Origin of the sequence: Stenotrophomonas maltophilia group sp. RY12688, from assembly GCF_052149045.1 — a bacterium.
In the GTDB taxonomy this organism is placed as follows: Bacteria; Pseudomonadota; Gammaproteobacteria; order Xanthomonadales; family Xanthomonadaceae; genus Stenotrophomonas; species Stenotrophomonas sepilia.
The window spans coordinates 2,353,654-2,380,651 of sequence record NZ_CP197389.1 but is presented as its reverse complement, the minus strand read 5'-3'; the positions used below and the strand labels follow the sequence as shown (position 1 = coordinate 2,380,651).

Genomic DNA, 26,998 nt, shown 5'->3' with positions numbered 1-26,998 from the left:
AGGATTCGAACATGAGCAACGGTACGGCTGGGGCGGTTGATCTGATGGACCACCTCCTGGGTGCCTACGACGAGCTGAAACGCCGGTTGGTGCGCAAGCTCGGATCGGAAGAGCTGGCCGGCGACGCGCTGCAGGACACGTGGATGCGCCTGAGTGCGCGCCGTGACCGCCTGGACGCGGTGCAGAACCCTGCGGCCTACCTGCTGCGGATGGCGATGAACACCGTGATCGACCGCCAACGGGCAGACCACCGCCTGCTGAGCCTGGAAGAGGTGGATACGCTGATGGACATGGCCGACCCGGGGCCGGGGCCGGCGCAGGCGGCCGAGCTGGACTTCGCGCTGGAAGACATGGTCGGCCTGCTGCAGCGCATGCCCGAGCGCCGTCGTCGCATCCTGCTGGCGATCCGCGTTGATGGCCTGCAGCAGCGCGACGTGGCCGACCACCTCGGTGTGTCGCTGCGGTTGGTGCAGCGGGAGCTGAAGGCAGCCCAGGACTACCTGGCCGAACGCAGCGGGCAGGGGCGCCAGGTGCGGTTCTGAGCGACGGCATCCGTCTACACTTTGACGCCGAGCAGAACCCCGCAGCGTGCGGGTCCGGCATGAGACCCATGGATCCTGACGACCGCCCGCAACGCCCGCTGGATGCCGTTGAGCGTCAGGCCCATGCGTGGGTGGTGCGGCTGACCTCGGGCGAGGCGACCGCTGCCGATGGGCGCCGGTTCCGTGCATGGTGCGAGTCCGACCCGCGTCATCGTGAAGCGTTTGGCCGTGCGCGCCGGCAGTGGGAGCAGGTGCGGCTGGCCGGCGAGCGACTGCCCGCCGGCGCGCGCCAACCGGTCGCGCCGACGCCGGCCCAGCGCTGGAGTCGGCGCGCCTTCCTGGGCGCTGCGGTGGCAGCGCCAGCCAGTCTGGTGGTGGCGGCGGCGCTCCGCCCGCCGCTGGGATTGTGGCCCTCGGTGACGGCGATGGCGGCCGACTTCCACACCGGCACAGGTGAACGACTTCAGATCGCGCCCTTGCCGCAGCTCAAGATCGAACTGGATACGCAGAGCAGCCTGCGCCGCCGCGCGCACGCGCAGGGCGAAGGCTTCGAGCTGGTGCAGGGCCAGGCCGCGATCGAAACCGGCGCTGGCCTGCGCCTAGCGCTGTTCGCGGGCCCGGGTTGCGTGATTACCGATGAAGGTGCGGTGCGCCTGGACGTGCGCAACACCCACGGCCAGGTACGGGTGACCTGCCTGCAGGGTAGCGCCCGTATCGAGCACCCGCAGGGCCGCCTGCAGCTGCAGGCCGGCCAGCAGACCCGGTTCGACGAGCGCCTCAGTGGCGTCGTGGCCGAGGCCGTAGCTTCGGAAGTGAGTGCCTGGACCGAAGGCATGCTTGTGTTCCGCCGCGCACCGCTGGGCGAGGTGGTGGACGAGATCAACCGTTACCGGCGGGGCAAGGTACTGCTGGGTGAATCGGCATTGGCGCGCGCGCCGGTCAGTGGCCGCTTCCGCATCGATGATCCGGACGCGGCACTGGAGCAGCTGCGACTGACGATGTCGCTGGATCTGCGTCGCTTTCCGGGTGGCATCGCCGTCCTTGGATAGATGACGACGCTGGCCGTGCGCGCCGCGCAGGGCTGTTGCAAGCGAGGAGAGGCCAAGGATGCGCAACGAGACCATCGGTGTGCTCGATCTGCGTCGCAATCTGTCTGCATTGCTGGAAACCACCCAGCGAAGGCCCTTGATGGTGCATCGCTATGGTTCGCCCTGGGTGTGCGTGGTGTCCGACGCGCAGTGGCAGCAGCAGGCGGTGCTGCTGGACTTCAATCCGCAGTCACACCCATTGGCGATGCTGCTGCGGTTGCAGCAGCAGGAGATGCCCCTGGTCGAATCCGGGGCGCTGCCGCCTGCGGCGCTCGCACGCGCACTGCTGTTGGCGGACATCCATGGCATCGACGATCTCACGCAGCTGCATGAGCAGGTGCTGCATCATCGGCTCTGGCACTGGTTCGTGGCGGGCACCCATGGGGTGATGGACGGGTGGCAGCTGCCCGCACTGCGCGTCGCGCTGGCGTCATGGTGCGATGACGTGGACATGACCGATGCACTGGTCGCATTCGCTGCCCGCAGCGACGTGGCGGTACTGGCCCGCCGTTGTGGGGGTGACGCACCGCGGCTGCAGCGCGAAGCCTGCAGGCGGATGACGCTGCGATGACGTTGCCGATGAAGCGCCACCCCGTGCACAGAGTTGCATTCGCGGTGTCGCTTCACCTGCCTTGCTGACGTCTTCTCCAGAGTACGACGCACCACGCGTCGCGGAGCACGGGCGGCGCAGATGGAAGACAGTCGCAGGATCAGCATGCTGGAGCTGGATCGCCACCTGAGCCAGTCACTGGAACAGGCACGGCACACGCCACTGAACGTGCAGCGCTACGGGCGCTCGTGGGTCTGGGTGCTGTCCAGTGACGCCTGGGTGGATGCGGCACGCTGGGCGGCACTGGACAGCAGTGCGCATCCACTGGCGGCACTTCGAAAGGCCCTCGACCTGCGGCTGTGGCCCTGGCCCGACGCGGCCATGAGCGCGCTGCCGCTTGGCGCAGCCGATGCGCGGCTGCTGCAACGTGCAGCGCTGCTGCTGGTCGTGCGTGATCTCAACAGTGCACAGCGTGTGTACGACGACCTGCGCTACCACCAGGCCTACCGGATGTTCATTGGCCTCGACCACGGCACCGCGTGGTCGCCGACGCAGTGCGTGCGCCTGTTGCAGGCATGCGTGCATCCGTTGCTGCGCGAATGCATCGACGAAACACTGGCCAGCGTGCCGCCTCACCTGTTCGAGGCGGCGCGCGCGCCGGCTGCACGAGCGGCCGCACAGGCAACCGCGCAGCGAATCGCAGGCGGATGTTTATCGTAGTGACACATGCACCGCTGACCATGGTGCAGCGGTCTCTTCCAGGATGACGAGGGCGGAACAATGGCAAGGCAGGCAGGTGGTCGCAGGGCTCGGCAGCAGGGCTTCAGCCTGATCGAGATCATGGTGGTGGTGGTGATCATCGGCATCCTTGCCGCGCTGATCGTGCCGCGGCTGATGGACCGTCCGGACCAGGCGCGTGTGGTGGCGGCGCGCCAGGACATCGCGGCGCTGATGCAGGCGCTGAAGTTGTTCAAGCTGGACAATGGGCGCTATCCCAGTGCCGAACAGGGCCTGCAGGCGCTGGTGAAGCCGCCGCAGGGCAGCGGTGCGTTGCCGGTGACGCCGTATCTGGATCGCCTGCCGAATGATCCGTGGGGCCATCCGTACCAGTACCAGGTTCCAGGCACTCATGGCGACATCGATGTGTTCTCGCTGGGTGCGGACAGCAAGCCCGGTGGCGACGCCGGGAACGCAGACATCGGCTCCTGGCAGCTGTGAGGCGTGCTGATGGCAGCCCGGACGCGTTCGATTTCATGCATCCACCAGCGTGGCGTGGCGGTGATCGTCGCCTTGCTGGTGGTGGCATTGGTGGCCGTGATTGCCACTGCGCTGCTGACCCGGCAGTCGGCGCAGCTGCGCGCGCTTCGCGGCGACCAGTTGCGCGCACAGGTACGCATGGCGGTGGATGCGACGCTGGAGCGTGCGGCGCAGCAGCTGCGTGAGGATGTCAAGGAACAGCTGACCACGGTGCGCAGCGGGCGCTGGGCGCGCCCGTTGGAACTGCAGGCGCCATTGCCGGTGCAGCTGCAACTGGTCGATGCGCAGTCGATGTTCAACCTGCGCAACCTGCTGGCACAGGGCAGACCGGACCCCGAGGCGCGGGGCGCGTTCGTCGCGTTGTGCGCCGGGCAGGGGCTGGGCCAGGGCACCTGCGCATCCGCGGTGGACCACATCCAGGCGCGCCTGCGCGACGGCGATGTGCAGGCGCAGGCACCGCTGCCGCGCGAATCACTGATCGAACAGGCGCTGGTCGGCGCTGACCCGGTGGCGTTGCAGGCGTTGGTGCGGCGCACAGTGGTGTTGCCGGCGCAGACCCTGGTCAACGCCAACACCTGCGACCTGAGCGTCCTGCAGGCGGTGGCGCCTGCGGTGGAACCGGCAAGGCTGCAGGCGCTGCTCGCTGAGCGCGACGCCGGCCACTGGCTGCTCAACCGCGGTGACATCGCCAACCGACTCCAACTGAGCAACGAACAGATGGCCGTGCTTCCGCTGGGTATCCATAGCGAGTGGTTCCTGGCCGTGGGCCGGGTGCAGGCTGACGGCAGCGCGGTTGATTTTCGCGCGCTGCTCTGGCGCGAGTACCGCGACGACGGGGTACGTGTACAACGGGTGTGGACGAGGATCGGCGCATGACGGTGCAGCTTCGGGTGCGCCTGCCGCCGTTGGCGCACCTGCGCGCCGACAGCGCGGTGGACTGGGCGCAGCTGCACAAGGACGAGGTAGTGGCACACGGCCGCGAAACGCTGGCCGCGCTGGGTCTGCGGCATCCGCGGGCCACAGTGCATGCCTGCCTTGACCCGAACGACCTGATCCTGCTGGAACTGCAGCTGCCGCCGCTGTCCGGGCGCCGCCTGCAGGCGGCGTTGCAGGGTGAGGTTGAGGCCATGCTGCTGGATGACCTGCAGGACGTGGCGCTGGCCCACGGTCCGCAGGCGGCAGACGGTACGGTTCCGGTGGCCTGGCTCGGCCAGCAGGTCATCTCGCAGGTGCAGCAGCTGCTGGCCTCGTGTGCGCTGCAGCTGCAGGCGTTGTATCCGACGCCACTGCTGTTGCCCTGGCAGCGCGGCCACGCCACGCTGCAGGTCAGCGGCGAGCATCTGCTGGTGCGCAGCGGGCGCGATCGGGGACTTGTCCAATGGTATGGCGGACGTGACGCGTCCGCGGTGATGCAGGCGTTGGCCCCCCGCCTGCAACAGGCCGGGGTGCGGGCCGTGCAATGGATCGACAGCGTACCGCCGGCGTGGCCGGACAGCCTGCCGGCCAGCGCCGTTGCACATGAGCAGCAGGCCTGTGGTCCGTTGCCGGGTTGGTCATTGCCGCTGCCCGGCGCAGGCCGTCAAGCGCCGCGATTGGCGATCGGCCTGGCACTGGCGGCGGTGCTGCTGGCTGCACTTGGCCTGCAGTGGCAGGTCTCGCGTTGGCGGATCGAGGGTGAGGCGCTGCAGCAGGGCATGGCACGGCAGTTCAGCGCACGCTTTCCGGAGGTCACCGATGTGGTGGACCCGGTGTTGCAGGCAAGGCGAGCCCTTGCGGTTCCACCGCCGACGCCGCCGTTGCCGGCGCTGCAACGTCAGATCGCCAGCACGCTGCACGCGGTTCCGGAGCTGGCGGGTCAGGTGCACAGCCTGCACTACCAACCCGGGCAGGTGTACCTGGAGCTGGACGCCGATGCCCAGGCATTGGCCGACGATCCACAGCGGCTTGAGCGCTGGCAGCAAGCGATGCAGGCGCAGGGACTGCACCTGGCGCGCGATACCGGTGGACGCCTGCGGGTGAGCGGAGCGGGACAGTGACGACCCGAACCCTGCGGCTGGGCCAGGGGCTGGTGGGCCTGCAGCAGCGCTGGCAACGCCTGCCACCGCGCGACCGGCTGATGCTGTGGGTGATGGTGGTGGCGCTGCTGGTAGCGGGCCTGTGGTCGTTATGGCTGGAGCCCCTGCTGAAGCAGCGCATGCACTGGCAGGCCGAACTGCCACGGCTGCAGGCGCAGTCCCGCGCACTGGCGCCGCTGCTGCGCGCGCGTGAGCGCCAGCAGCTGGCGCAGGGCCAGCATCCGACCCTGGCCGGGCTGCGTGACCAGATCAAGGCTGCCGGTCTGGCCGACGGCCTGCATATCGAAGCGCGCGACGGGCGCTGGCACCTGCAGGTACGGGCCGTACCCGCCGATGCGCTATGGAACTGGCTGCTGCCGCTGCTGGCCGACCCGGCCATCGAGTTGCAGCAGCTGCAATTGACACGCACAGGGGATGCGAACATGCCGGCGGCACGGATTTCAGGACACATCGTGATGGTGGCAACTGCGGGTGCCCATCCATGAGGGCGATGCGCAGCCTTGCCTGCAGTGCCGCATTGGCGCTGATCGTGTGCATGGGCCACGCGCCGGCACCCGTGCTGGCGCAGGACACCCGCGATGAACCGGTGCAGTTGAACCTGGTCGACACCGACATCGGCGGCGTGCTGCGCATGGCCGCGCGCTTCACCGGGCGCCAGTTCCTGGTCGACCCACGCGTGACCGGCAAGATGACGGTGGTTTCCGATGGCCCGGTCAGCCGTACCCAGGCCTACCAGTTGCTGCTGGGCGCATTGCGCATGCGTGGCTTCGCCGTGGTCGAGAACGGCGGCGTCAGCCGGGTGGTGCCGCAGGCCGATGCCAAGTTGCTCGGTGGACGGGTGGGCAGCGGTGGTGCAGGGGGCGAGATCGCCACGCGCACCTTTGCGCTGCGCTATGAGAATGCGGCGGCGCTGGTGGCTGTGCTGCGGCCGATGATCAGCCCGGACAATCCGATCACCGCCAATCCAGGCAACAACACCCTGGTGATCACCGACTACGCCGACAACCTGGATCGCATCGCGCGGGTGATCGCCAGCGTCGACACGCCCGCCGGCATGGACACCGATGTGGTGAAGCTGCAGCAGGGCATTGCGGTGGACGTGGCGGCAATGGTCACACCGCTGCTGGATGCGCAGGGTGCCGAGCCGGGCCAGAAGGTGGTGGTGATGGCCGACCCGCGCAGTAACAGCGTGCTGCTGCGTTCCAGCAGCCCGGGCCGCACCCGCCTGGCGCGGCAGCTGGTGGAAAAGCTGGACCGTGCCCAGGACGAGTCCGGCAACCTGCATGTGGTCTACCTGCGCAACGCCCAGGCCAACCAGCTGGCCGGTGTGCTGCGTGGCGTGGTAGCCGGACAGAGCGATGCACCGGCAATGGGCAGCAACCAAGGAATCACCCCGCTGCCGGGTGACGCCAACCGTCCCACGCCCACCCAGACGTCGCAGCCGCAGCAGGCCAAGCCCGGGGGCGATGCGCTGGAATCGCAGCGGCTGGACCCGAGCCGGGGCGACCCGATCGATGCAGGAAGCACCGGCTTCAGCCAGAACGGCATTTCGGTACAGGCGGACGTGGCCACCAACACCCTGCTGATTTCGGCGCCGGAGCCGGTGTACCGCAACCTTCGGCGGGTGATCGACCAGCTCGACCAGCGCCGTGCGCAGGTGCTGGTGGAAAGCCTGATCGTGGAGGTCAACCAGACCGACGCGGCCGAGCTGGGCGTGCAGTGGATGCTGGGCAACGGCCGTACGTTTGGCGGCACCCATTTCGGGGGCGCTACCGGCGGTAGCGGGCTCAATACCGGTGCGCGTACCACGCTGGACGTGCTGCCCAAGGATGGCCTGAAGATCGGCGTGATCGACGGCACCATCAATCTGCCCGGTGTCGGCCAGATCCTCAACATGAAGGCGCTGGCCACTGCGCTGCAGAGCAAGGGCGGCGCCAACATCCTGTCGACGCCGAACCTGATGACGCTGGACAACGAGGCAGCCAGCATCATGGTCGGCCAGACCGTGCCGTTCGTCAGTGGCCGCTACGTGACCGACGGTGGCGGCGGCAGCAACAACCCCTTCCAGACCATCGTGCGCGAAGACGTGGGCCTGAAGCTGCGGGTGCGCCCACAGATTTCCGAGGGCGGTACGGTGAAGCTGGACATCTACCAGGAAGTCAGCAGCATCGACGCGCAGAGCGCGAACAGCACGGCCGGCATCATCACCAACAAGCGCGCACTCGATACCAGCGTGCTGCTGGACGATGGCCAGATCATGGTGCTCGGTGGCCTGCTGGAAGACAGCGTCAGCCACGGCCGTGATGCGGTGCCGGGGCTGGGGAAGATCCCGGTGCTGGGTGCCTTGTTCCGCAGCGACTCGCGCAAGCGCGCCAAGACCAACCTGATGGTGTTCCTGCGTCCGCACGTGGTACGCGACCCGGCCGCAGGACAGCGCCTGACCCGCGACCGCTACGACTACATGCGCAATGCGCAGGCCGGCGCGCAGCCCGTACAGAGCTGGGCCTTGCCCGCGCTGTCGGCGCCGCAGCTGCCACCGCAGGACCTGTCGGTACTCGGCCAGGGCAATGCGCGCGATGGCCACGGCCAGCCGTTGCAGAACACCAGCCTGGCAGCGTTGTATCCGGCCGGTGACGGCGATGCGCAGCTGGTGCAGTTCGCACAGGGGCTGGAGCCGAGCCGTGCCAGCCAGGGCGTGGCGCAGGTGCGGGCGCTGGGCCTGCAGGCCTACGCGGAGGCGACGCCGGGCGAGAGTGGGCAACGCCTGCGCGTGCGGCTGCCGCGTGATCCGGTGAAGTTGGACCCGGCATTGCAGCAGCTGCGCGGGCTGGGCTACACGCCGGAACTGGTGATCGGGCCGTGAGCGCCGTTGTGCCGCTGCCGTACGCGTGGGTGCGCAGCCACGGCGTGATGCTGACCGAAGCCGGTGGCGAGCCGGTGCTGCTGGGAACGGACGATACCGCAGCGTGGGCCGTGGCCGAGCTGCGCCGGCGGCATGGCCCGCTTCCGTTCCAGGCATTGGATGCCGCGACCTGGCAGCAGCGGTTGGGTGAGCAGTACCGTGACGGCGGTGATGCCGCTGCCGTGGTCGGTGCCGCCGAAAGCGAAGTCGATCTGGACCGGCTGATGCAGGACATGCCGGAGGTCACCGACCTGCTGGATGCGCAGGACGATGCACCGGTGATCCGCATGATCAATGCGCTGCTGGCACAGGCCGCGCGCGATGGCGCCAGCGATCTGCATATCGAGCCATTCGAGACCCATTCAGTAGTGCGCTACCGGGTGGACGGCACCCTGCGCGACATGGTGCAGCCACGGCGCGCATTGCACGCGGCGCTGGTGTCGCGCATCAAGATCATGGCCCACCTGGACATCGCCGAGAAGCGGTTGCCGCAGGACGGGCGCATCGCGATCCGCGTGGGCGGGCGGCCGCTGGACATCCGTGTTTCCACTGTACCGACCGGGCATGGCGAGCGCGCCGTGCTGCGATTGCTGGAAAAGGATGCCGGCCGCCTGCAGCTGCAGCGCCTGGGCATGGCCGATGACACCTTGGCCACGTTCACCGGATTGATCCGCCAGCCGCATGGGATCGTGCTGGTGACCGGGCCGACCGGCAGCGGCAAGACCACGTCGCTGTACGCCGCGTTGGGCCAGCTCGACAGCAGCACCAGCAACATCCTCACCGTGGAAGATCCGGTGGAGTACGACTTTGCCGGCATCGGCCAGATCCAGGTCAATGCGCGCATCGGCATGAGCTTCGGCACCGCACTGCGCGCGATCCTGCGCCAGGATCCGGACACCATCATGATCGGCGAGATCCGTGACCTGGAGACCGCACAGATCGCGGTGCAGTCGTCGCTGACCGGGCACGGTGTGCTGGCTTCGCTGCACACCAACGATGCGGTCTCGGCGGTGACCCGCCTGGCCGACATGGGCGTGGAACCGTTCCTGCTGGCCTCGTCGCTGCGCGGTGTGCTGGCGCAGCGGCTGGTGCGGCGGCTGTGCACGCAGTGCCGGCGTGCCGAGCTGGATGGCGAAGGCCGGACCGTATGGCGCGCAGTGGGCTGCACGGCCTGTGCCAACAGTGGCTATCGCGGACGCACGGGCATCCATGAGCTGTTCGTGGTGGACGACCGGGTACGCGCACTGATCCATGAAGGGCAGGGTGAGCCTGCGCTACGCGAGGCGGCGCGGCGGGCCGGCATGCGGACCCTTCGGCAGGACGGCCAGCGCTGGGTCGACAGCGGGGTGACCACGCTGGAAGAGATCCTGCGCGTCACCGGCGACGATTGAGGCCTGCATGGCACTGTTCGACTACCAGGCTGCCAACGCGCAGGGCCGCATCGAGAAGGGTCAATTGGACGCCGACAGCCCGCGCGGTGCTCGCCAGCTGCTGCGTGGGCGCGGTCTGACACCCGTGCAGGTCAGCGCGGCACGGAGTGCAGGCACTGGCTGGGGCGCTCGCCGCCTGTCGGCCAGCGAGCTGGCCTGGGCCACGCGCCAGCTGGCCAGCCTGCTGGCGGCCAGCCTGCCGTTGGAAGCTGCATTGAGTGCGGTGATCGAACAGGCCGAGCGCCCGCACGTGGCCCAGGCACTCACCGCTGTGCGCGCCGACGTGCGCGCCGGCCAGCGCCTGACCGTGGCACTGGCCGCGCGGCCACGCGATTTCCCGCCGATCTATCGGGCGCTGGTGGGTGCAGGTGAGGATTCCGGCGATCTGGCGCGGGTGATGGAGCGTCTGGCCGACTACATCGAGGAACGCAATGCGCTGCAGGCCAAGGTACTGACCGCCTTCATCTACCCGGCGGCGATCAGCCTGGTATCGGTGGCGATCGTGATCTTCCTGCTCAGCTACGTGGTGCCGCAGGTGGTGACCGCATTCGTGCAGGCGCGGCAGACGCTGCCGATGCTGACCCAGGTGATGCTGGCCGCCAGCGCGTTCGTGCGCAGCTGGGGCATGTGGGTGGGGCTCGGCATCGCTGCGCTGGTGGTGGCATGGCGGTTGGCGTTGCGCCGGCCGGAACTGCGCCTGCGCTGGGACGCGATGCTGCTGCGGCTGCCGATGGTCGGGCGCTTCGTGCTGGGCGTGAACAGTGCGCGTTTCGCCTCGACGCTGGCGATCCTGCTCGATGCCGGCGTGCCGCTTCTCCGTGCACTGGAGGCGGCGCGGCAGACCCTGGGCAACGCGTTGCTGGCGCGCTGCGCCGATGATGTGTCCGCGCGCGTACGCGAAGGCGCTGCGTTGGGTTCTGCATTGAAAATACAGAAAGTGTATCCGCCGATCCTGGTGCATCTCGTGGCCAGCGGAGAGAAGACTGGCTCGCTGGCGCCGCTGCTGGATCGCGCCGCGCAGACCATCTCGCGCGAGATCGAGCGTCGCGCGATGGCGCTGACCGCCCTGCTGGAACCGACCATGATCCTGGTGATGGGTGGCGTGGTGCTGACGATCGTGCTGGCCGTGCTGATGCCGATCATGGAAATGAATCAGCTGGTGCAGTAGATCCACGCCATGCGTGGATGGATCAACCGACGCGCGCATGGGCGGCACATCCACGCATGGCGTGGATCTACTGGTGCCTGGATTTCTCCACACAATCCTCCACACCTTTTTCCGATCTTCCACAGGTTTCTTAAGCGGCCTGTCATCGGCGCGGACCAGCATGGACCCGTCGCCGCAGAGTGGGCTGGGAGGCCCTCGGCGGCAGCAGGCGTGTAGTGACCGTTCCTCCCTTGGCGTTTCCCTTCGCAGTAAACCCTTCAGGAGAAGATCATGACCAAGTACAAGACCCTGGCCGCGCTGGTTGCCACCGCGCTGCTCGCTACCGTGGGCGCCGCCTCGGCGCAGACCGTTACCGGCGGCGGTGCCTCGCTGCCGGCCGACCTCTACAAGGGTTCGGCCGACAGCATCCTGCCGGCGAACTTCACCTACGCCGTGACCGGTTCGGGTACCGGCAAGAAGGCCTTCCTGGAAAACAACTCGGCGCTGTTCTCGACCACCGGCACCGTGCACTTCGCCGGCAGCGATTCGGTGCTGAGCAGCACCGAGCTGAGCAACTACACCACCAACTTCAACCAGGCGACCAACGCCAACCGCTACGGCGCGCTGATCCAGGTGCCGTCGGTGGCCACCTCGGTCACCATTCCGTTCAACAAGGCCGGTTCGGCGGTGGACCTGAGCGTGGCGCAGATCTGCGGCGTGTTCTCGGGTGCGATCAGCGATTGGTCGACCATCGATGCCAACCGCAGTGGCCCGATCCAGGTGGTGTACCGCGCGGAAAGCAGCGGTACCAGCGAAATGTTCAGCCGCTTCCTGACCGCGGCCTGTGCCGCTGAGAACGCTGAAACCTCGAAGCTGGTGGGCGGCAAGTTCGCCATCAAGTCGACCTTCGCCGACCTGTACAAGCGCGATGCCAACGGCAACCTGCCGGCGTTCCTGGTGGCCGCCCCGGCCACCGGTGGCACCTCGCTGTACAACACGGTCTACGCTGCTGAAGGCCGTATCGGCTACGTCGGCCCGGACGTGATCCCGAGCCTGACCGATGCGACCAAGGTCGCCAAGGTCAAGGGCTTCTCGCCGGACCAGGTGAGCGTGCAGGCCACCCTGGACACCGTCGCTCCGCCGACCGGCACCGATGCTGAGAACCCCGCCAACTGGGTGCCGGTGTTCGGCAACCCGTCGGCTGGCTATCCGATCGCCGGCTACACCAACCTGGTGATCGGCCAGTGCTACAAGGATTCGAGCGTTGCCACCAGCCTGCGCGGCTTCCTGGCCCGCCACTATCCGGCCACCTACACCGTCACGTATGAGAAGTCGATCACCGACCACGGCTTCATTCCGCTGACCAAGGCGTGGCGCGATGCGATCCGCAACCGCTTCGTGCTGGCCAGCAGCACGGCCGGCCTGAACAACCCCAGCACCTGCGCCGGCATCGGTCGTCCGCTGTAATCCGCAGCACCGGTTGAATCCTGCTTGACGCGACGCCGGCCTCTGGGCCGGCGTCGCCATTTCCGCGACGGTGCCGCCACCGCAGTGTTTCGCTGTCGGTTTCGTGCCACGTGAACCGTCTATCAGTGGCAGGGCATGCGTTGCGCGTGCCTCCCCGATCGTCGCCGCAGCCGCGGCCCACCAGGTTGATGAGGTTCCGATGTCGCACCCGCTCCCGTCCGTTGTTCGTCCGGCCGCGTCGATGCGCCGCAATCATCCGATGGCGTGGGCCATCGCAGTCGCACTGGGGAGCATGGTGGCCCCGGCCAGCCAAGCGCAGCAGGCGTTCAGTCCGGGCTGGTTCGCCGAACGAGGCGCGGCCCAGGGCAGCGCGGCACAGAGTGGCCGGATGCCCAACGGCGTGCCGATCCAGTTCCAGTTGCCGGCCCAGCAGCAGGACGCAGCACGGCAGAAGCTGCAGCAGTCGATCGACAATCTTGGCACGGCGGCGCAGGCGATTGCCCTGCAGCAGCGCCTGCAGGAACAGGCGCGGCAGGCGCGCCGCGAAGCTGGCTTCATCGTTGCCGATGGCCTCGGCAAGGACGGCCTGAGCGTCGACCAGAATCCGCTGACCCGTGGCTGGCTCAATGCGCGCGAGGCGATCCAGTCGCAGGGCAGCGACGGGCGGGTGCAGGTCACGGTCGAGCAGACCGCGGACAAGGCGATCCTGAACTGGGAGACCTTCAACATCGGCGGCAACACAACGCTGAACTTCCTGCAGCACCCTGACTGGGCAGTACTGAACCGCGTCAACGATCCGCAGGCGCGTCCCAGCCAGATCCTGGGCCAGCTGAAGGCCAATGGCACGGTGTTCGTCGCCAACCGCAACGGCGTGGTGTTCGGCAACAACAGCCAGGTTAATGTACGCAATCTGCTGGCGGCTGCAGCACGGATCAGCGATGCGCAGTTCCGCGACAATGGCCTGTACAGCCCCGACGCCAGCAGCAGCACGCTCAGCGATGCATTCGGCAAGGTGATGGTGGAGCAGGGTGCCCGCATCGCGACCCATGAGCCGACCAGTGCGACGCGCGGCGGTGGCTACGTGCTGCTGGCCGGGCACAGAGTGGAGAATGCTGGCCATATCGAGGCGCGCAAGGGCCAGGTGCAGCTCGCTGCGGGAGACAGTTTCGTGATCCGGCGCGGCGTGGGTACGGCCACCAACACCAGCTCCACCACCCGGGGCAATGAGATCGCGCCGCGCTTCATCGCCGGCAGCACGGCTGGCAGCGTGCGCAACACCGGCCTGCTGCGCGCGCTTGAGGGTGACGTGACTCTGGCCGGGCGCAGCGTCGAGCAGGCCGGTGTGGCCGTGGCCAGCACCACGCTCGCACAGCGCGGCACCGTGCATCTTCTGGCCTCGGCCAGTGATGCCGGCAGCAGCGTCACGCTGGCCGATGGCGCCACTACGGCGGTGCTGATCGAGGACGATGGCAAGGCCACGGTGCTGGATACGCAGCGCGACAGCCTCATCAAGGAGTCGGCAGAGCAGGACGCGATCCGCGCTGGCGCGCGCTCGGCAACCTTCGACAATCTGTCCCAGCACAATGATCGCCGGGACCAGTCGCGGGTGGAGATCGTCTCGGGTGGCAACATCCATTTCAGCAGGGATTCGCTGACGGTTGCCACGGGCGGCCAGATCATCGCCGATGCGGCGGCCCGCAGCTACGTAGACGACGCCGCGCGCGTGGACGTGTCCGGCGCAGTGGGCGTGCAGGTGTCGATGGAAAGCAACAATGTCCAGGTCAAGGTGCAGGGCAACGAACTGCGCGATGCCCTGGACAACCGCGACAGCGGCAAGCTGACCAGCAGTGAAGTCTGGGTCGATCGCCGCAGGCTGGTCCACGTTCCGGCCGGTACCGGGGGCTACGAGGGGGAGCGCTGGTACGCTGCAGGCGGCCTGCTGGAGGTGGGTGGCTACCTCGACAACCAGGGGCACTCGATCGGCGAGTGGGCTGCGCAGGGAGGCACCGTCCTGCTGGGTGGCAGGGAAGTGATCACGAACGGTGGCTCACGCATCAACCTTGCCGGCGGCAGCCTGGATGTGCAGAGCGGCGTGGTCCGGCAGAGCTGGGTGCGCGGCGTCGACGGCCAGGTCTACCGCCTTGATGAGGCGCCGGCGGAGATGCTGTTCGATGGCCTGTACAGCGGCCATGAAGTAAAGCAGGAGCGCTGGGGCATCACTGAGACCTTCCGTGATCCGATCGTATTCGCGGCGCAGCGTGTCGATAACGGATACACCGTCGGCCGCGATGCAGGTCGGCTGATCGTCTCCGCACCGACCGCAGTGCTGGATGGGAAGGTTGAGACGACCACCTTCCAGGGCGCGCAGCAGAACCGCAGGCCGGAGGCCGCGCTGGATGGCTATGCGCAGGCGCAGACGGCAGTGGCGCGCAATGCGCAGCTGTACCTGGGGCGCTACGACGGCCAGGGCCGCAGTGGTGTGTTCGGCTCGGATGTGCGCCTGGATGACAAGGCTCCGGCGAAGGCGGCGTGGTCGCTGCTGGCTCCGGTCAACGAGGAGCGGCGTGACACGGTGTGGTTGGATTTCGCAGCGCTGAGTGCCCAGCAGTGGGGACGGATCGACCTGGCGACCGCCGATCGCATCCGCATCGACGGCAGCCTTCGGCTTCAGGCAGGTGGACAGCTCAACCTGACCGGCAGCGAGGTGGAACTGGCAGGCGACATCGGCATTGCCGGCGGCCAGCTGTCGGCGGGCAACCTGCTGGATGTCCAGGGGCGGCCGACGGCGCTGCTGCACGATGGCCGCGCCCGCACCGCCATTGCCGGCGGCACGCGGATCGATCTCTCCGGTGAATGGAGCAACGCGTCACTGGCGATGCCGCTCGACGCCAGCGGTGCCTGGACGGATGGCGGCCGCCTGAGCCTGAGCAACAGTCATGACGTGGTCGTGGGCGCCGAGGCAACGGTGGACGTCGAGGCCGGCGCCGCGCTGGACCTGCGCGGCAAGGGCCGCATCGGCAAAGGGGGCAGCGTCAGCCTGCAGGCCAACAGCAGCACGGTTACGACGGACGGCAGTGGCCGGGTGCAACTGGGCGAGGGGAGCCGGTTCAGTGGCCGAGGACAGGGCAGTGGTGCCTTCTCGCTGGGAACCGGTGGCCGCGTTCGAGTGGGCGATGCGGACCCGGCGGGCGCGTCGCTGCGACTGGATCCCGGCCTGTTCGGCAGTGGCTTCGCACAGTACGACATCAACGGCCACCAAGGCGTGGCGGTGGCCGACGGCGCGCGGCTGGTCGCTGCCCTGCCAGGCCTGCGCCTGACCCAGGACGCGCAGATGGCAACCGATCGGGCGTCCGCACTGGCGGCGTGGGATGTGCCGCTGTACAGCGCCGATCCGTTGAACGGGCGCGTCAGCCAGCGCGCCGGTGCGAGTATCAGCCTGCGTTCGGACCGCAACAGCGTGGGCGGTGACCTGCGCGTCGGCAAGGATGCGCTGGTGGCGGTCGATCCAGGGCAGACGATCTCGCTGCTGGGTGCAGGCAACATCGATGTTGAAGGCACACTGCTTGCGAAGGGCGGCCGTATCGTGATCGACGATGTGCGTCCGCAGAATGCGCTGTACGCCGGGCAGCGCACCGAACGCACCTGGCGTTTCGCCGAAGGCGCGCTGCTGGATGCCGATGCAGACGCGATCTCGTTGCCCGATCCCAGCGGCCGTCTGCGTGGGCAGGTGCGCGCGGGTGGACGCATCGAGATCGGCGGGGCGCTGGACTGGGAGACCGCAGCATTCGTCGACAACCGACCACCGGAAGCGTTCGTAGTGGTCGAAAGCGGCGCGCGCCTGCAGGCGCGGGGGGCGTCGGCCGAGCTGGATATCGACGGCCAAGGCCGTGTACGCGTGGACAGCGACGGCGGGCAGATCGTGCTGCGCTCGGCCAATGCGCTGTATCTGGAGGGCGGAATGGACGCGGCCGCCGGTGGTGCCGGCGCACGCGGTGGCACGCTTGGGCTGGCCTTCGGCGGCAGCATCCATGCACGTAGCGCCAGCGAGGAGGTACTGCGGGCACGTGCGATCACCCTCAGCCAGCACAGCGCACCGGTGCAGCCACTGCCGGCCGCATTGGAGTATGGCCACGCCGCGTTGTCGGTCGAGCAGCTGCAGGCGGGCGGCTTCGACAACCTGTCCGTGTTCGGTGACATCCGCGCCGTTGGCGATGTCGACCTGCGCCTGGCCCAGAGCCTGCGCATCCATGGCCAGGGCACTTCGAGCCTGGGCATGGCCGTGGCTGCCGGGCCGTCGTCGGCGTTGCGGCTGAGTGCGCCCTACGTCCGCCTGGCGCAGGCGCGCTGGGGCCAGCTGGCGGGCGAGAACCTGCAGGGCACTGCGGCGGTCGCTTCGGCCGGGCCGGACGATCACGCGCTGGCGGTGCAGGCCGCGCTGATCGACATCCGCGACGTCACCTGGCTGCCCGGGTTCGACCACGTGGCGCTGGAAAGCCGCAGTGACGTGCGCCTGACCAACGGCATTGCCAGCAGTGGCAACACCAGCGCGTTGATGACGGCCGGTTCGATGGACGTCACCGCTGCGCGCCTGTACCCCACCGCAGGCGCGGTCGGCACACTGGTGGCCGGCGCTTCGGCGCAGACCGTGCAGACCGCTGATTACTGGGCCGATCCAGCTGCCGTGCTGCGAATCCACGGCACAGGTGCGGCCACGCAGCCGGCGCCGGAATCGGCGCTGGGCACGCTTCGCCTGGTGGCCGCCACGGTGCAGCAGGGCGGCAACGTGCAGGCGCCGATGGGCACGCTGCAGCTGGGCGGCCTGATCCAGAACGGAACCATCGGCAGCCGGGTGGAACTGCTGCCAGGCAGCGTTACCTCCACCAGCGGTGCCGGCCTGTCGCTGCCCTATGGTGGCACCGTCGATGGTGTCGACTGGCGGGTAGGCACGCGCAGCCTGAGCTCGCTGGCGCCGGCCGGCATCTCCTCGATGGGGGTGACCCTGAAGGCCAACGAGATCGAGGTGGCGTCGGGGGCACTGCTGGACATGTCCGGCGGTGGTGAGTTGACCGGTGCCGCCTTCGTGTCCGGGCGCGGCGGCTCCGTCGACGTGCTGCGCACGGCGTTGGCCGACGCCAATCCGCGCTACGCGTTCAGTGCGTCGGGCAACCCGGTGTACGCGATCGTACCGGGACGCGCCGAGGCGTTCGCCCCCAGCGGCGAAGAAGGATTCGCAGCTCCGGCGGTGGGCCAGCAGATCACCGTGCCGGCTGGCGTGCCCGGCCTGGCGGCCGGCACCTACACGCTGATGCCGGCAAGCTATGCGCTGCAGCCCGGTGCATTCCGGGTGGAGCTGGGCGCTACCGGCACCTCTGGCATCGTGCAACCGATTGCGACCGGCACCGGCACCTGGCGTGTGTCCGGGCAGCAGCGCACGGCGCTGGGCGCGGCAATCTCGCCGTTGCTCACCGACATCCTGCTGACGCCCGCCGCAGTGGTACGCCGGCACTCGGGCTACAACGAAACCTCCTACAACAGCTTCGCGCAGTCGGTGGCCGACCGCCGCGGCGAGTCGCGTGGCTGGCAGACCATCGATGCGCTCGGGTTGACCCTAGCGCTGGGCGAAGGTGCAGGTCGTGCAGACACGCCTGCCATCCGCTTCGCCGGCACCGCGCGGTTCGGCGCCGCCACCGACAATGGGCGCGGCGGCACGCTGGCAGCCACGTTGGCGAGCCCGGCGGTCGGTTCACTGGAGATCGTTGACGGTAGCGCGCAATCGCAGGCCCGTGATCGCGGCGCCACCTTCAGCGACGACGCGCTCAATGCCTTCCTGCCTGCGCGGATGATCATCGGCGGGCAGTTCAGCCAGGAGGCCTCGCAGGTGGCGGTGACCGGCCAGGCGCGCAGTGTGGCGATCCGTTCCGGCGTCACCCTGAACGCACCGGAAGTGCTGGTGGCAGCGGCCTCCGGTGGCAGCGGCGTGCTGGTCGAGGCCGGTGCGACCCTCGATACACTGCCGTTCGCAACCGCCAACGCGGGTGCCAGCGCGACGCTGCCTTACCAGGTCTCCGGCGGCCTGCTGGCGGTGTCCAACCAGCGCCTGAACCTGATCACCGGCACCACGGGCGTGGAGGCCGGTCCGGTGGCGATCGACATCGGGGGGTGCCAGGCGGCGTGCGACGGCCAGGCCCGGCTGGTTTCCGATGGCAGCATCGCGGTAGCGACCGATGGCACGCTGCAGATGCGCGACTCGGTCAGCTATGGCACCCGTCAGCTCGGCCTGAGCATGGCGGCGCTGAACCTCGGCAGTGCCGAAGCGATCGCACAGGCCGCTGCGGCAGGGGCACTGCCCAGTGGCATGACCATGAACCAGTCCGTGCTGCAGCAACTGCTGCGCGGCAATGATGCCACCGGCGCGCCGGCGCTGGACACGCTGAGCCTGGTCGCGCGGGAGTCTGTCAACGTGTTCGGCAGCGTCGACCTGGACGCGCGCGACAGTGCCACCGGCCGCAGTGGCCTGCAGACGCTTGTGCTGGGTGCGCAGGCCATCCGCGGCTACGGCGCGGCGACCGACCGTGCGCGCATCCTGGTGGACACGCTGGTCTGGGACGGCGCATTGGCGGCGAGCCAGGCGCCGGGCAGCGACGCGTCGGTGCCGCCGGCCGATCCGATGGTGGACCGGCTCGGCGCCGGGCAGCTGGACCTCGTCACCCGCCAGCTGCAGCTCGGGCGGGCACCATTCAGCCGTCCCAGCTCTGAAGTACCTGCGAACCGGCAGGTGCTCGGATTCAGTGCGCTGAACCTGAGTGCTTCGGAGCAGCTGTCGTTCTCCGCGCAGGGCACGCTGGACGTGTTCCAGCAGCGCGGCGACTATCTGGCCGACAAGGGCTGGCAGTACAGCGGAGGCAGCCTCGGCATCGATACCCCGTTGTTGACCGCCGATCCCGCCGCGCAGCTGCGCGTGCGCACTGGCGGCGAGTTCCGCCTGCAGGGGGGCACCGGCAAGGCGGGTGGCGATGCACTGGGCAGTGAGCTGAGCATCGACGCCAACCGGATCACGCTGGACAGCACGATCGCGCTGGCGTCAGGACGGCTGTCGGCGAGCGCACGCCAGGGCATCACGCTTGGCGGCCGGGCGGTGCTGGACCTGGCCGGGCGCAAGGTCCCGCTGTACGACGTGGACAAGTTCAGCTGGGGCGGTGATGTCCTGCTGTCCAGCGACACGGGTGACATCCGCACCGATGCTGCCTCCCGCATCGATGTTTCTGCCCGCAACAACCGCGCCGGGCGCATGACGGTCACCGCAGTGGCCGGCCAAGCCGATCTGGCCGGTGTTCTGCAGGGTGCCGCCAGTGGCCGCTACGATGCCGGCGGCACGCTGGTGCCCTACGACGGTGGCGAACTGGTGGTGCGGGCACGCCAGCTGCAGGACTTCGCCGGCCTCAACCAGCGATTGACCGCCGGCGGTGTCGTCGGCGGCCGCAGCTTCCAGATCGGTGAAGGCGATCTTCGGATCGGCGACGAAGTGAAGGCGCGCCGGGTCGACATCAGTGTCGACGCGGGCAGCCTGACCGTGGCCGGCCGCATCGATGCCAGCGGCGAGCAGGTCGGCAGCATCCGCCTGTACGCCCGCGACCAGTTGCAGGTGGACGGCACGCTGGACGCGCACGGTACCGGCCTGCGCGTGGACAGCCATGGCAAGATCGTCGACAGTCCGAACCGGGCCACCATCACGCTGGGCAGCGCCGAAGGCGCCGTGGGTCTGGGCAGCGCGGCGCACCTGGACCTGCGTGCCGGCAGCGGCGTGGCCGTCGGCGACGGCGCTGGACAGAACGACGGCATGGCGCGGGGCTCGCTGAAGATCGATGTGCCGCGGGTGGGCAGCAACGACGCGGCGATTGCCGCGGCCAATGGCCTGCGCATCGATGGCGCGGCCGACATCCAGCTCAATGGTGTCCGCCGCTACGACGATGCGCCCCTGGCCAGCACCGCTGATGTGCGCGGCAATCGCGCGCAGCTGGTGACCCAGCAGTGGCTGGACCAGGTGGTCGATCCGCACAGCGTGGCGTGGATCGATGGTGCGCTGGGCAACCCGGACCTGCAGCAGCGCACGCGCGCGCTGGGTGACGTCCGCCTTCGTCCCGGCGTGCAGGTGGTGGCGCGGCGCAGCGACGCCAACCCGGACGGCGACCTGACCATTGCCGGCGACATCGATCTGTCCGGCTACCGCTACGGACCCGAAGCCAACCGCGCCGATCCATCGCGGCGTGGCTTCGGCGAATCGGCCTCGCTGGTGCTGCGGGCCGAAGGCAACATCAACGTCTACGGCAGCATCAACGATGGCTTCGCACCGCCGCCGTCCACGCCGGATGAGGGGGGCTGGCAGCTGTATGAGGGTCGCAATGGCAGCGCGGGGCACACCCCCTTCGGCAGCGGCCTGGTGGTGCCGGTGGACGGAGTGAAGCTGCAGCCCGGCACCGAGTTCCAGGCCGGCACCCGCCTGAACTACGACGTGCCGGTCGAATCGGTAACGCTTCCGGTTGGTACCGTGCTGCCCGCGCCGATGGTGATCTCGCAGAATCTGCGCCTGCCCGCGGGTACTGTACTGGGTGCGGCAGTGACCACCGACTCCGGGCAGACGCTGGCCGCGGGCACCGTGCTGCAGGAGCCGCTGGTGCTGGCGGCAGGTGCGCGGCTGGGAGCCGGCTTCCGCCTGCGCAGTGCGGTACAGGTGGCGGCACAGGAGTGGCCCGCCGGCGCGGTGTTGCCGGTTGCGCTGCGCCTGGCACGGGAAGTCGCGCTCAAGGTGGGCGCGTACATTCCTTCGTTGACCAAGGTGGAACTGCCCGGCGACGCGCCAGTGAATCTGCGGCCGGCCGATGCCAACGGCAACCAGGGGCGCAACTGGGCGCTGGCGCCGATGCTGGCCGAGGGCACCACCTCCTGGGACCTGACCGTGGTTGCCGGTGCCGATGTCGGGGCGGCCGATCCACGCAGCCGGCGCTGGGGCAGCGAAGGCAGCGTGGTGCTGGCCGATACCCACCAGGGCTCGATCGGTACGGTCAAGACCGAGATCATCTGGGTGGGTGATCGTGCGTTGACCGAGCGGGCATCGCTGGACTGGATCGGCGACACGTCCTATGCGGGCCGCCCGATCGCAGAGCTGGCCGACATGTTCGGCTTCACCGAAGATGAGTTCTGCGCGATGTCGGCCGACTACTGCGGCCCGGCACCCCGCCAGGTGGCCGCGCAGGGCTCGCTGGATTACTGGGGTGACGAGTCCTACGTGGGCACCCCTGCGAAGGACTTCGCCGCGATGTTCGGCATGACCGAAGACGAGTTCTGCAGTACCGCGCCCACCTACTGCGCCGGCGGCGGCACGCAGACCGAAGTGACCACCTACGGCAAGCGCGCGGGCACGCCGGCGTGGAGCGTGCTGCGCACCGGCAAGGGGGACATGGAACTGCTCGCTGCCGGTGACGTCGTGATGAAGTCAGGCTTCGGTGTCTACACCGCCGGCACTCCCACCGCGCTGGGTGGGGGCCACGACGCTGCCTTCAATTCGCCCCGTGCAGCGGCTCCCTGGAACACCGCACTGCTAGGGCCGAACCTGGTGCCGGGCAGCTATGACGCAGCGATCGCAGGCTACCAGGCCTGGTATCCCGATCATGGTGGCAACCTGCGGGTCGAAGCCGGGCGCGATATCGTCGGCGACGCCTGGACCGCGCGCGCGGAGTCGGGCACCAGCGAGCGCGACTGGGCGCTGTACTCCAGTGCCGCGGTCGGCAATTGGCTGTGGCGGCAGGGAACCGGGAGCACCACCGGCGTGGAGCCGGTGCCGACCAGCTGGTGGGTGAACTTTGGTACCTACACCAACGTGTCCGCTGCCGCTGGCGCCTCTCCGCGGATGGTCGGCTTCACCGGCTTCGGCACCTTGGGTGGCGGCGACCTGACGCTTGAGGCCGGGCGAAATGCCGGCGTCCGCGATCCGATGGGCGACGCGCTGGGCTCGCTGAGCGCACCACGCTCGGGCGCGATCATCGCGGCGGTGGGATCGACCGGCCGCGTCAGCAATGGCCAGCTGCACCTGACCGGTGGCGGCGACCTGCGGTTGCGCATCGGTGGCGCACTGAATCCGAATCTGCAGGCGACGATCTCCAGCCTCAATCCCTCCAGGGCGGGACAGAATCTCGACCTCAACGGTACCTTCAGCAATCTGCGTGGCAGCCTGCAGCTCGATGCCGGGCGCATCGGTGCAATGGGCGTCACCCTGGAAAACTACGCGACGCTGCGTCAGCAGCGCGCGGCAGACCTGTTTGCGCCCGACGCCGCCCGCGCAATGGGCGGACCGGTGCTGGTGCTGGGCGATGCGGTCGCGCAGCTACAGGCACGGGGCGATGTGGTGCTTGGCGGGGTCGCCGATGCAGGCCGGGTTCCGCTGGCCAACTACAGCGCGGTGCTGCAGGATGATGGCGCGCGCGCTGCAGGCAGCACGTGGTTTTCCCTGTGGACCGCCAGCACGGCCGTGGATCTGTTCAGTGCCGGTGGTGACCTCGCGCCAGGCCTCGCCGGGCCGGATAACGTGACCGGCAGCAATCTGTGGCGCGAGCAGGTCCAGCTTGATGTGCGTGGTGGTGATGATCTGCTGAATTACTGGCTCTATCCTTCGCGCTTCAGCGCCATTGCTGCGCAGGGCGACATCAAGCTGGACCGGATCAGCGCCACGCCGGGGACGCAGGATGTGATCCTGCTGGCACCCTCGGCAACGGGACGGTTGGACGTGCTGGCCGGTGGCAGCATCTTCGCCCAACGTGGCGCGACCCAGATCGCGCGCTCGGGCGCGGATGCGCGCCTGCCGGGACCCTTCGACCCCGCATTCCTGGCCCAGCTGGGGGATTCCGGCGGCAATGTGACCCGCTCGCGGCACAACCTGTCGGTCGACGGCAACATTGCATCGCCGGACGCGTCGCTTCCGCTGTTTGCGTTCGGTCCGAATACTCCGCTGTCCTCCGTGTCTGCGGCCCTGGCGCCGAGCCGTTTCTACGCGGTGCAGGGCGACATCATCGGTCTGGCCACCGGCGCCCGGCGCACGCTGGATCCCAACGTGGGGCAGCGCACCCAGCTGAACTGGTTCGAGGCCGCCGGCGCCGTGCAACTGCGGGCAGGCCGGGACATCCTCGGGGTGTTGATGACCGCGTTGAACACCGCGCCCACCGATATCACGGTGGCAGCGGCGGGCCGCGACGTCGTGCATCTGAACGCGACCATCGCCGGCCCCGGCAACACCGAGATCAGTGCCGGCCGCCAGCTGCGCCAGGAGGATGCGGGCAGCATCGTCAGCCTCGGTGGCATCGTGCAGGGCGACACCCGTCCCGGCGCCAGCATCGCGCTGACGGCCGGCAACCAGCAGATCGATTTCGCGGCCCTGCGTGCCCGCTATCTGGACCCCGTCAACCTTGCCGATCCCGCGCAATCGCTTGCGTCGCAGCCGGGCAAGGCAGTCAAGGTCTACGACCAGGAACTGAAGCAGTGGCTGCAGCAGCGCTTCGGCGTGGCTGCCGACGGCGACGGGGCGCTGGCTGCCTTCGATGCGCTGCCGCAGGAACAGCAGCACATCTTCCTGCGCCAGATCTATTACGCCGAGCTGCGCGAAGGTGGACGGGAATATACCGATGCAGAAGGACCCCGCTTCGGCTCCTACCTGCGTGGGCGAGAGGCCATCGCTACGCTGATGCCAGACAAGGCTGCGACCGGCGCGACGATCGACCGTGCCGGCGACATCGTGATGTACGGCGGCTCCGGCGTGCGCACCGAAGCGGGTGGCAACATCGAGCTGATGGCGCCGGGTGGGCAGATCGTGATCGGTGTGCAGGGCGTGGTGCCCCCGGCCAGTGCCGGACTGGTGACCCAAGGGCAGGGCGATATCCGGCTGTTCGGCCAGGACAGCGTGCTGCTGGGCCTGTCGCGGGTGATGACCACGTTCGGCGGCGACATCCTGGCGTGGTCGGAGCAGGGTGACATCAATGCCGGTCGTGGTTCGCGCACGACCCTGCTGTACACGCCACCGCGCCGCGTCTATGACGGTTGGGGCAATGTGATCCTGTCGCCGCAGGCCCCGGCCAGCGGTGCTGGCATCGCGACCTTGAACCCCATCGCCGAAGTGCCGCCGGGCGACGTCGATCTGATCGCACCGCTGGGCACCATCGATGCGGGCGAGGCCGGTATACGCGTCTCCGGCAACATCAATCTGGCCGCGCTGCAGGTGCTCAACGCGGCCAACATCCAGGTGCAGGGCGAGAGCAAGGGTCTGCCGGTGCTGGCATCGGTCAACGTCAATGCGCTGGCCGCGGCCAGTGCGGCAGCCAACAGCGCCAGCCAGGCGGCACAGGACGTGATGCGCAAGAGCCAGGACGACGCACGGCGCAACCAGCCGTCAGTGATCAGCGTGCAGATTCTGGGCTTCGGCAGCGGCACCAGCAGCGTAGCGCCGCCGGCCCGTGGCACTACCGCCAACAGCGGCTACGACGCCGACAGCGCATTCCAGTTCCCGCAGGCCAGCCGCGACGACGGCACGCAGCGCCGCTAGGTGCCGACCCTGATCGGCACGATCGCGGCCGGCAGTAGATCCACGCCATGCGTGGATGGGACTGACCAGGAAGAACGGACAGCATCGGGCCAGCCGCCAGGGAATGGTGGCGGCCCCAGCCAGGACGGCACGGAGGGCAGGGAGCGGCCTTCAGCGGTGAGGACCACCGACACGGCGCCGCCGGGCGCAGGAAAGCACCCGGCGGCAGGCTCGGCAGTAGATCCACGCCATGCGTGGATGGCTGGGCCAGCATCAGTGCCGACCAACGGTCGGCACCCACCAGGGCAGGCCGGGCAGTAGAAGCCGCTCGGCAGTAGATCCACGCCATGCGTGGATGGCTGGGCCAGCATCAGTGCCGACCAAGGTCGGCACCCACCAAAGCAGGCCGGGCAGTAGAAGCCGCTCGGCAGTAGATCCACGCCATGCGTGGATGCTTTGCCTGGGAGGAATCCTAAAGCTCCAGCACCCGCCGATAGCTCAGCGGCCCACGCCCATCGCGCAGGCCCAACCGCAGTTCCAGCCCGGTGGCCGGCAGCACCTCGCCTTCGCTCGGCAACAGCGCCCACCCCGCGCCCGGCTGCCAGGCGCGTATCTCGAACCGCTGCACATCCCTGGCCACCGCAATGCCTTTCGACGGCTCAGGCGCGGGCAGGGGGTATCGATCCGTCGCCGCGCCACTGGCCCGCCACAGCGTATTGCCCTGCCGCCACCAGCGCACCCGCTGCCAGCGTAGTCCATCACTGCCGACACTGCGGGTGATCTCCAGCGCGAAGCTGCCATCCGGGTGCCGTTCGCTTACCAGGGACGGAGGCAGCAGCCGCTGCGGTTGATCGGCCGGACGCACTGCACCATTCATCAGCGCGTCGTCGGCACGCATCTCGATATCGCGCTGGAACTGCTGCAGGATGCGCAGCGCCGTCGTGGTTTCGGCATCGGCCCGGCGCAGGCGCTGGTCGCTGCTGGCCACGCTGTCCAGCGCACGCCAGCAGATCAGCGCCAGCACACCCATGATGGTGATCGCGATCATCACTTCGATCAGGGTGAAGCCACGCGCGACCCGCTTCATTGCATGGTGGTCCATGGCAGCTGCATCCGCGCCAGGGACTGCTGCGGTGCATCTTCGGCCACCACGCTCAGTTCCAGTTGCGGCTGGCTGTCGCTGCCGGTGCCGAGATGTTGCAGCACCAGGAACGTGCTGCGCCCCTGCACGCAGCGCTGCCGTGCATCCTGCGGCGGCTGCCCAGCCAGGCGCAGCTCCTGCCAGCGGTCCTGCGCGCACATCAGTGCCAGCCGACGGTCGCGCAGGCGCGATTGATCGTCGGTAGCCACCGCCACCGAACGCATCACCGCCGCCAGTGCGATTGAAACGATCGCCAATGCGATCAGCACTTCGATCAGGGTGAACCCGTGCCTGTTCCGCTTCACTGCACGACCTGCAACTGTCCGCTGCCATCATCACGAAGACGCAGCTGGCGGCCCTGCAACGACAGCGTCAACTCCCACGCCACGCCAATCCATTCGGGGCTCAGTTCAATCGGCGTGGTCGGCTGCACCGCGATGCCCGCCAGCTGCCATGGTTGTGGGCGCAGCAGGTCGTCGCGCTGCACATCCACCCAACGGGTGCCTTCGCGGCGGCTGAAGCGGTAGCCGGCGGCGTCGGCCTGCCAGCGCAGGGGGCGGCCATCGATCCGGGCCTCGTCGCGCGCCACCTGCAGGCGCTGCGCCAACTGTTCGGCTTCCTGTCGCAGTTGCCGGCCCGGGTCGAGCAGGCTGCCCAGGCCCAGCCCGATACCCGCCGTGCAGATACCGATGATCACCAGCACCACCATCAGTTCCAGCAGGGTGAAACCACGCGGCACGCGCTGCATCGACGTTGCCTCCTGTCCGGGTCGATGCCTGCCAGCGTAGGCCCGCATGATGAAACAAAAGCGTCAGCCGCACCTGCTAGCGTGGGCAG

General features: G+C 68.7%; 16 protein-coding genes. 13 read left to right on the top strand and 3 right to left on the bottom strand.

All coding sequences use genetic code 11. The features are described 5' to 3' along the window. The first annotated feature begins 11 nt into the window (after positions 1 to 11). From ACS0OT_RS11195 to ACS0OT_RS11135, 13 genes are all read left to right on the top strand, one after another. Positions 12 to 542 (top strand): RNA polymerase sigma factor, encoded by a 531-nt coding sequence (locus ACS0OT_RS11195; protein WP_005416809.1) that lies wholly within the window; start codon positions 12 to 14, stop codon positions 540 to 542. A gap of 68 nt (positions 543 to 610) precedes the next feature. Further along, entirely contained in the window at positions 611 to 1,591 is a 981-nt protein-coding gene (locus ACS0OT_RS11190; RefSeq protein ID WP_095377489.1) for a FecR family protein, read from the top strand. 58 nt (positions 1,592 to 1,649) lie between these two features. Then, entirely contained in the window at positions 1,650 to 2,201 is a 552-nt protein-coding gene (locus ACS0OT_RS11185) for a hypothetical protein (protein ID WP_442255816.1), read from the top strand. Between the two features lie 120 nt (positions 2,202 to 2,321). Beyond that, the gene (locus tag ACS0OT_RS11180) at positions 2,322 to 2,900 is read left to right on the top strand and encodes a hypothetical protein (protein ID WP_442255815.1); all 579 of its coding nucleotides are present in this window, start codon (positions 2,322 to 2,324) and stop codon (positions 2,898 to 2,900) included. Positions 2,901 to 2,960: 60 nt separating this feature from the next. Next, positions 2,961 to 3,398, top strand: a complete 438-nt coding sequence (gspG, locus tag ACS0OT_RS11175) for a type II secretion system major pseudopilin GspG (RefSeq protein ID WP_005416799.1) — start codon at positions 2,961 to 2,963, stop codon at positions 3,396 to 3,398. Between the two features lie 9 nt (positions 3,399 to 3,407). Then, positions 3,408 to 4,313 (top strand): type II secretion system minor pseudopilin GspK, encoded by a 906-nt coding sequence (gene gspK, locus ACS0OT_RS11170; RefSeq protein WP_032954238.1) that lies wholly within the window; start codon positions 3,408 to 3,410, stop codon positions 4,311 to 4,313. After that, positions 4,310 to 5,473, top strand: coding sequence for a type II secretion system protein GspL (gene gspL / locus ACS0OT_RS11165; protein ID WP_279945784.1), 1,164 nt, complete (start codon positions 4,310 to 4,312; stop codon positions 5,471 to 5,473). Before gspK ends, gspL begins: the two co-directional genes overlap by 4 nt. Further along, a complete protein-coding gene (gene gspM / locus ACS0OT_RS11160; RefSeq protein ID WP_171956491.1) occupies positions 5,470 to 5,997 on the top strand; it encodes a type II secretion system protein GspM in 528 nt (175 codons plus the stop codon). Before gspL ends, gspM begins: the two co-directional genes overlap by 4 nt. Then, the gene (gspD, locus tag ACS0OT_RS11155; RefSeq protein WP_442255814.1) at positions 5,994 to 8,375 is read left to right on the top strand and encodes a type II secretion system secretin GspD; all 2,382 of its coding nucleotides are present in this window, start codon (positions 5,994 to 5,996) and stop codon (positions 8,373 to 8,375) included. Before gspM ends, gspD begins: the two co-directional genes overlap by 4 nt. Next, positions 8,372 to 9,805, top strand: coding sequence for a type II secretion system ATPase GspE (gene gspE / locus ACS0OT_RS11150; RefSeq protein WP_053499838.1), 1,434 nt, complete (start codon positions 8,372 to 8,374; stop codon positions 9,803 to 9,805). Before gspD ends, gspE begins: the two co-directional genes overlap by 4 nt. 7 nt (positions 9,806 to 9,812) lie before the next feature. Next, the gene (gene gspF, locus ACS0OT_RS11145; protein ID WP_065177670.1) at positions 9,813 to 11,012 is read left to right on the top strand and encodes a type II secretion system inner membrane protein GspF; all 1,200 of its coding nucleotides are present in this window, start codon (positions 9,813 to 9,815) and stop codon (positions 11,010 to 11,012) included. A 270-nt stretch (positions 11,013 to 11,282) separates the two neighbouring features. Next, positions 11,283 to 12,458, top strand: a complete 1,176-nt coding sequence (locus tag ACS0OT_RS11140; RefSeq protein ID WP_235649225.1) for a substrate-binding domain-containing protein — start codon at positions 11,283 to 11,285, stop codon at positions 12,456 to 12,458. Between the two features lie 199 nt (positions 12,459 to 12,657). Then, positions 12,658 to 25,041, top strand: a complete 12,384-nt coding sequence (locus tag ACS0OT_RS11135; RefSeq protein WP_442255813.1) for a filamentous haemagglutinin family protein — start codon at positions 12,658 to 12,660, stop codon at positions 25,039 to 25,041. A gap of 451 nt (positions 25,042 to 25,492) precedes the next feature. On the opposite strand, the gene ACS0OT_RS11130 is transcribed toward ACS0OT_RS11135, so the two are convergent. From ACS0OT_RS11130 to gspH, 3 genes are read right to left on the bottom strand one after another with little or no spacing between them, the layout of a single operon-like run. Further along, the gene (locus ACS0OT_RS11130) at positions 25,493 to 26,107 is read right to left on the bottom strand and encodes a prepilin-type N-terminal cleavage/methylation domain-containing protein (protein WP_065185675.1); all 615 of its coding nucleotides are present in this window, start codon (positions 26,105 to 26,107) and stop codon (positions 25,493 to 25,495) included. Further along, positions 26,104 to 26,466 carry a type II secretion system minor pseudopilin GspI gene (gspI, locus tag ACS0OT_RS11125; RefSeq protein ID WP_005416768.1) on the bottom strand — a complete coding sequence of 121 codons (363 nt, stop codon included), beginning with the start codon at positions 26,464 to 26,466 and terminating at the stop codon, positions 26,104 to 26,106. The genes ACS0OT_RS11130 and gspI overlap by 4 nt, the downstream gene beginning before the upstream one ends. Further along, the gene (gspH, locus tag ACS0OT_RS11120) at positions 26,463 to 26,909 is read right to left on the bottom strand and encodes a type II secretion system minor pseudopilin GspH (protein ID WP_065196397.1); all 447 of its coding nucleotides are present in this window, start codon (positions 26,907 to 26,909) and stop codon (positions 26,463 to 26,465) included. The genes gspI and gspH overlap by 4 nt, the downstream gene beginning before the upstream one ends. Positions 26,910 to 26,998 lie beyond the last annotated feature (89 nt).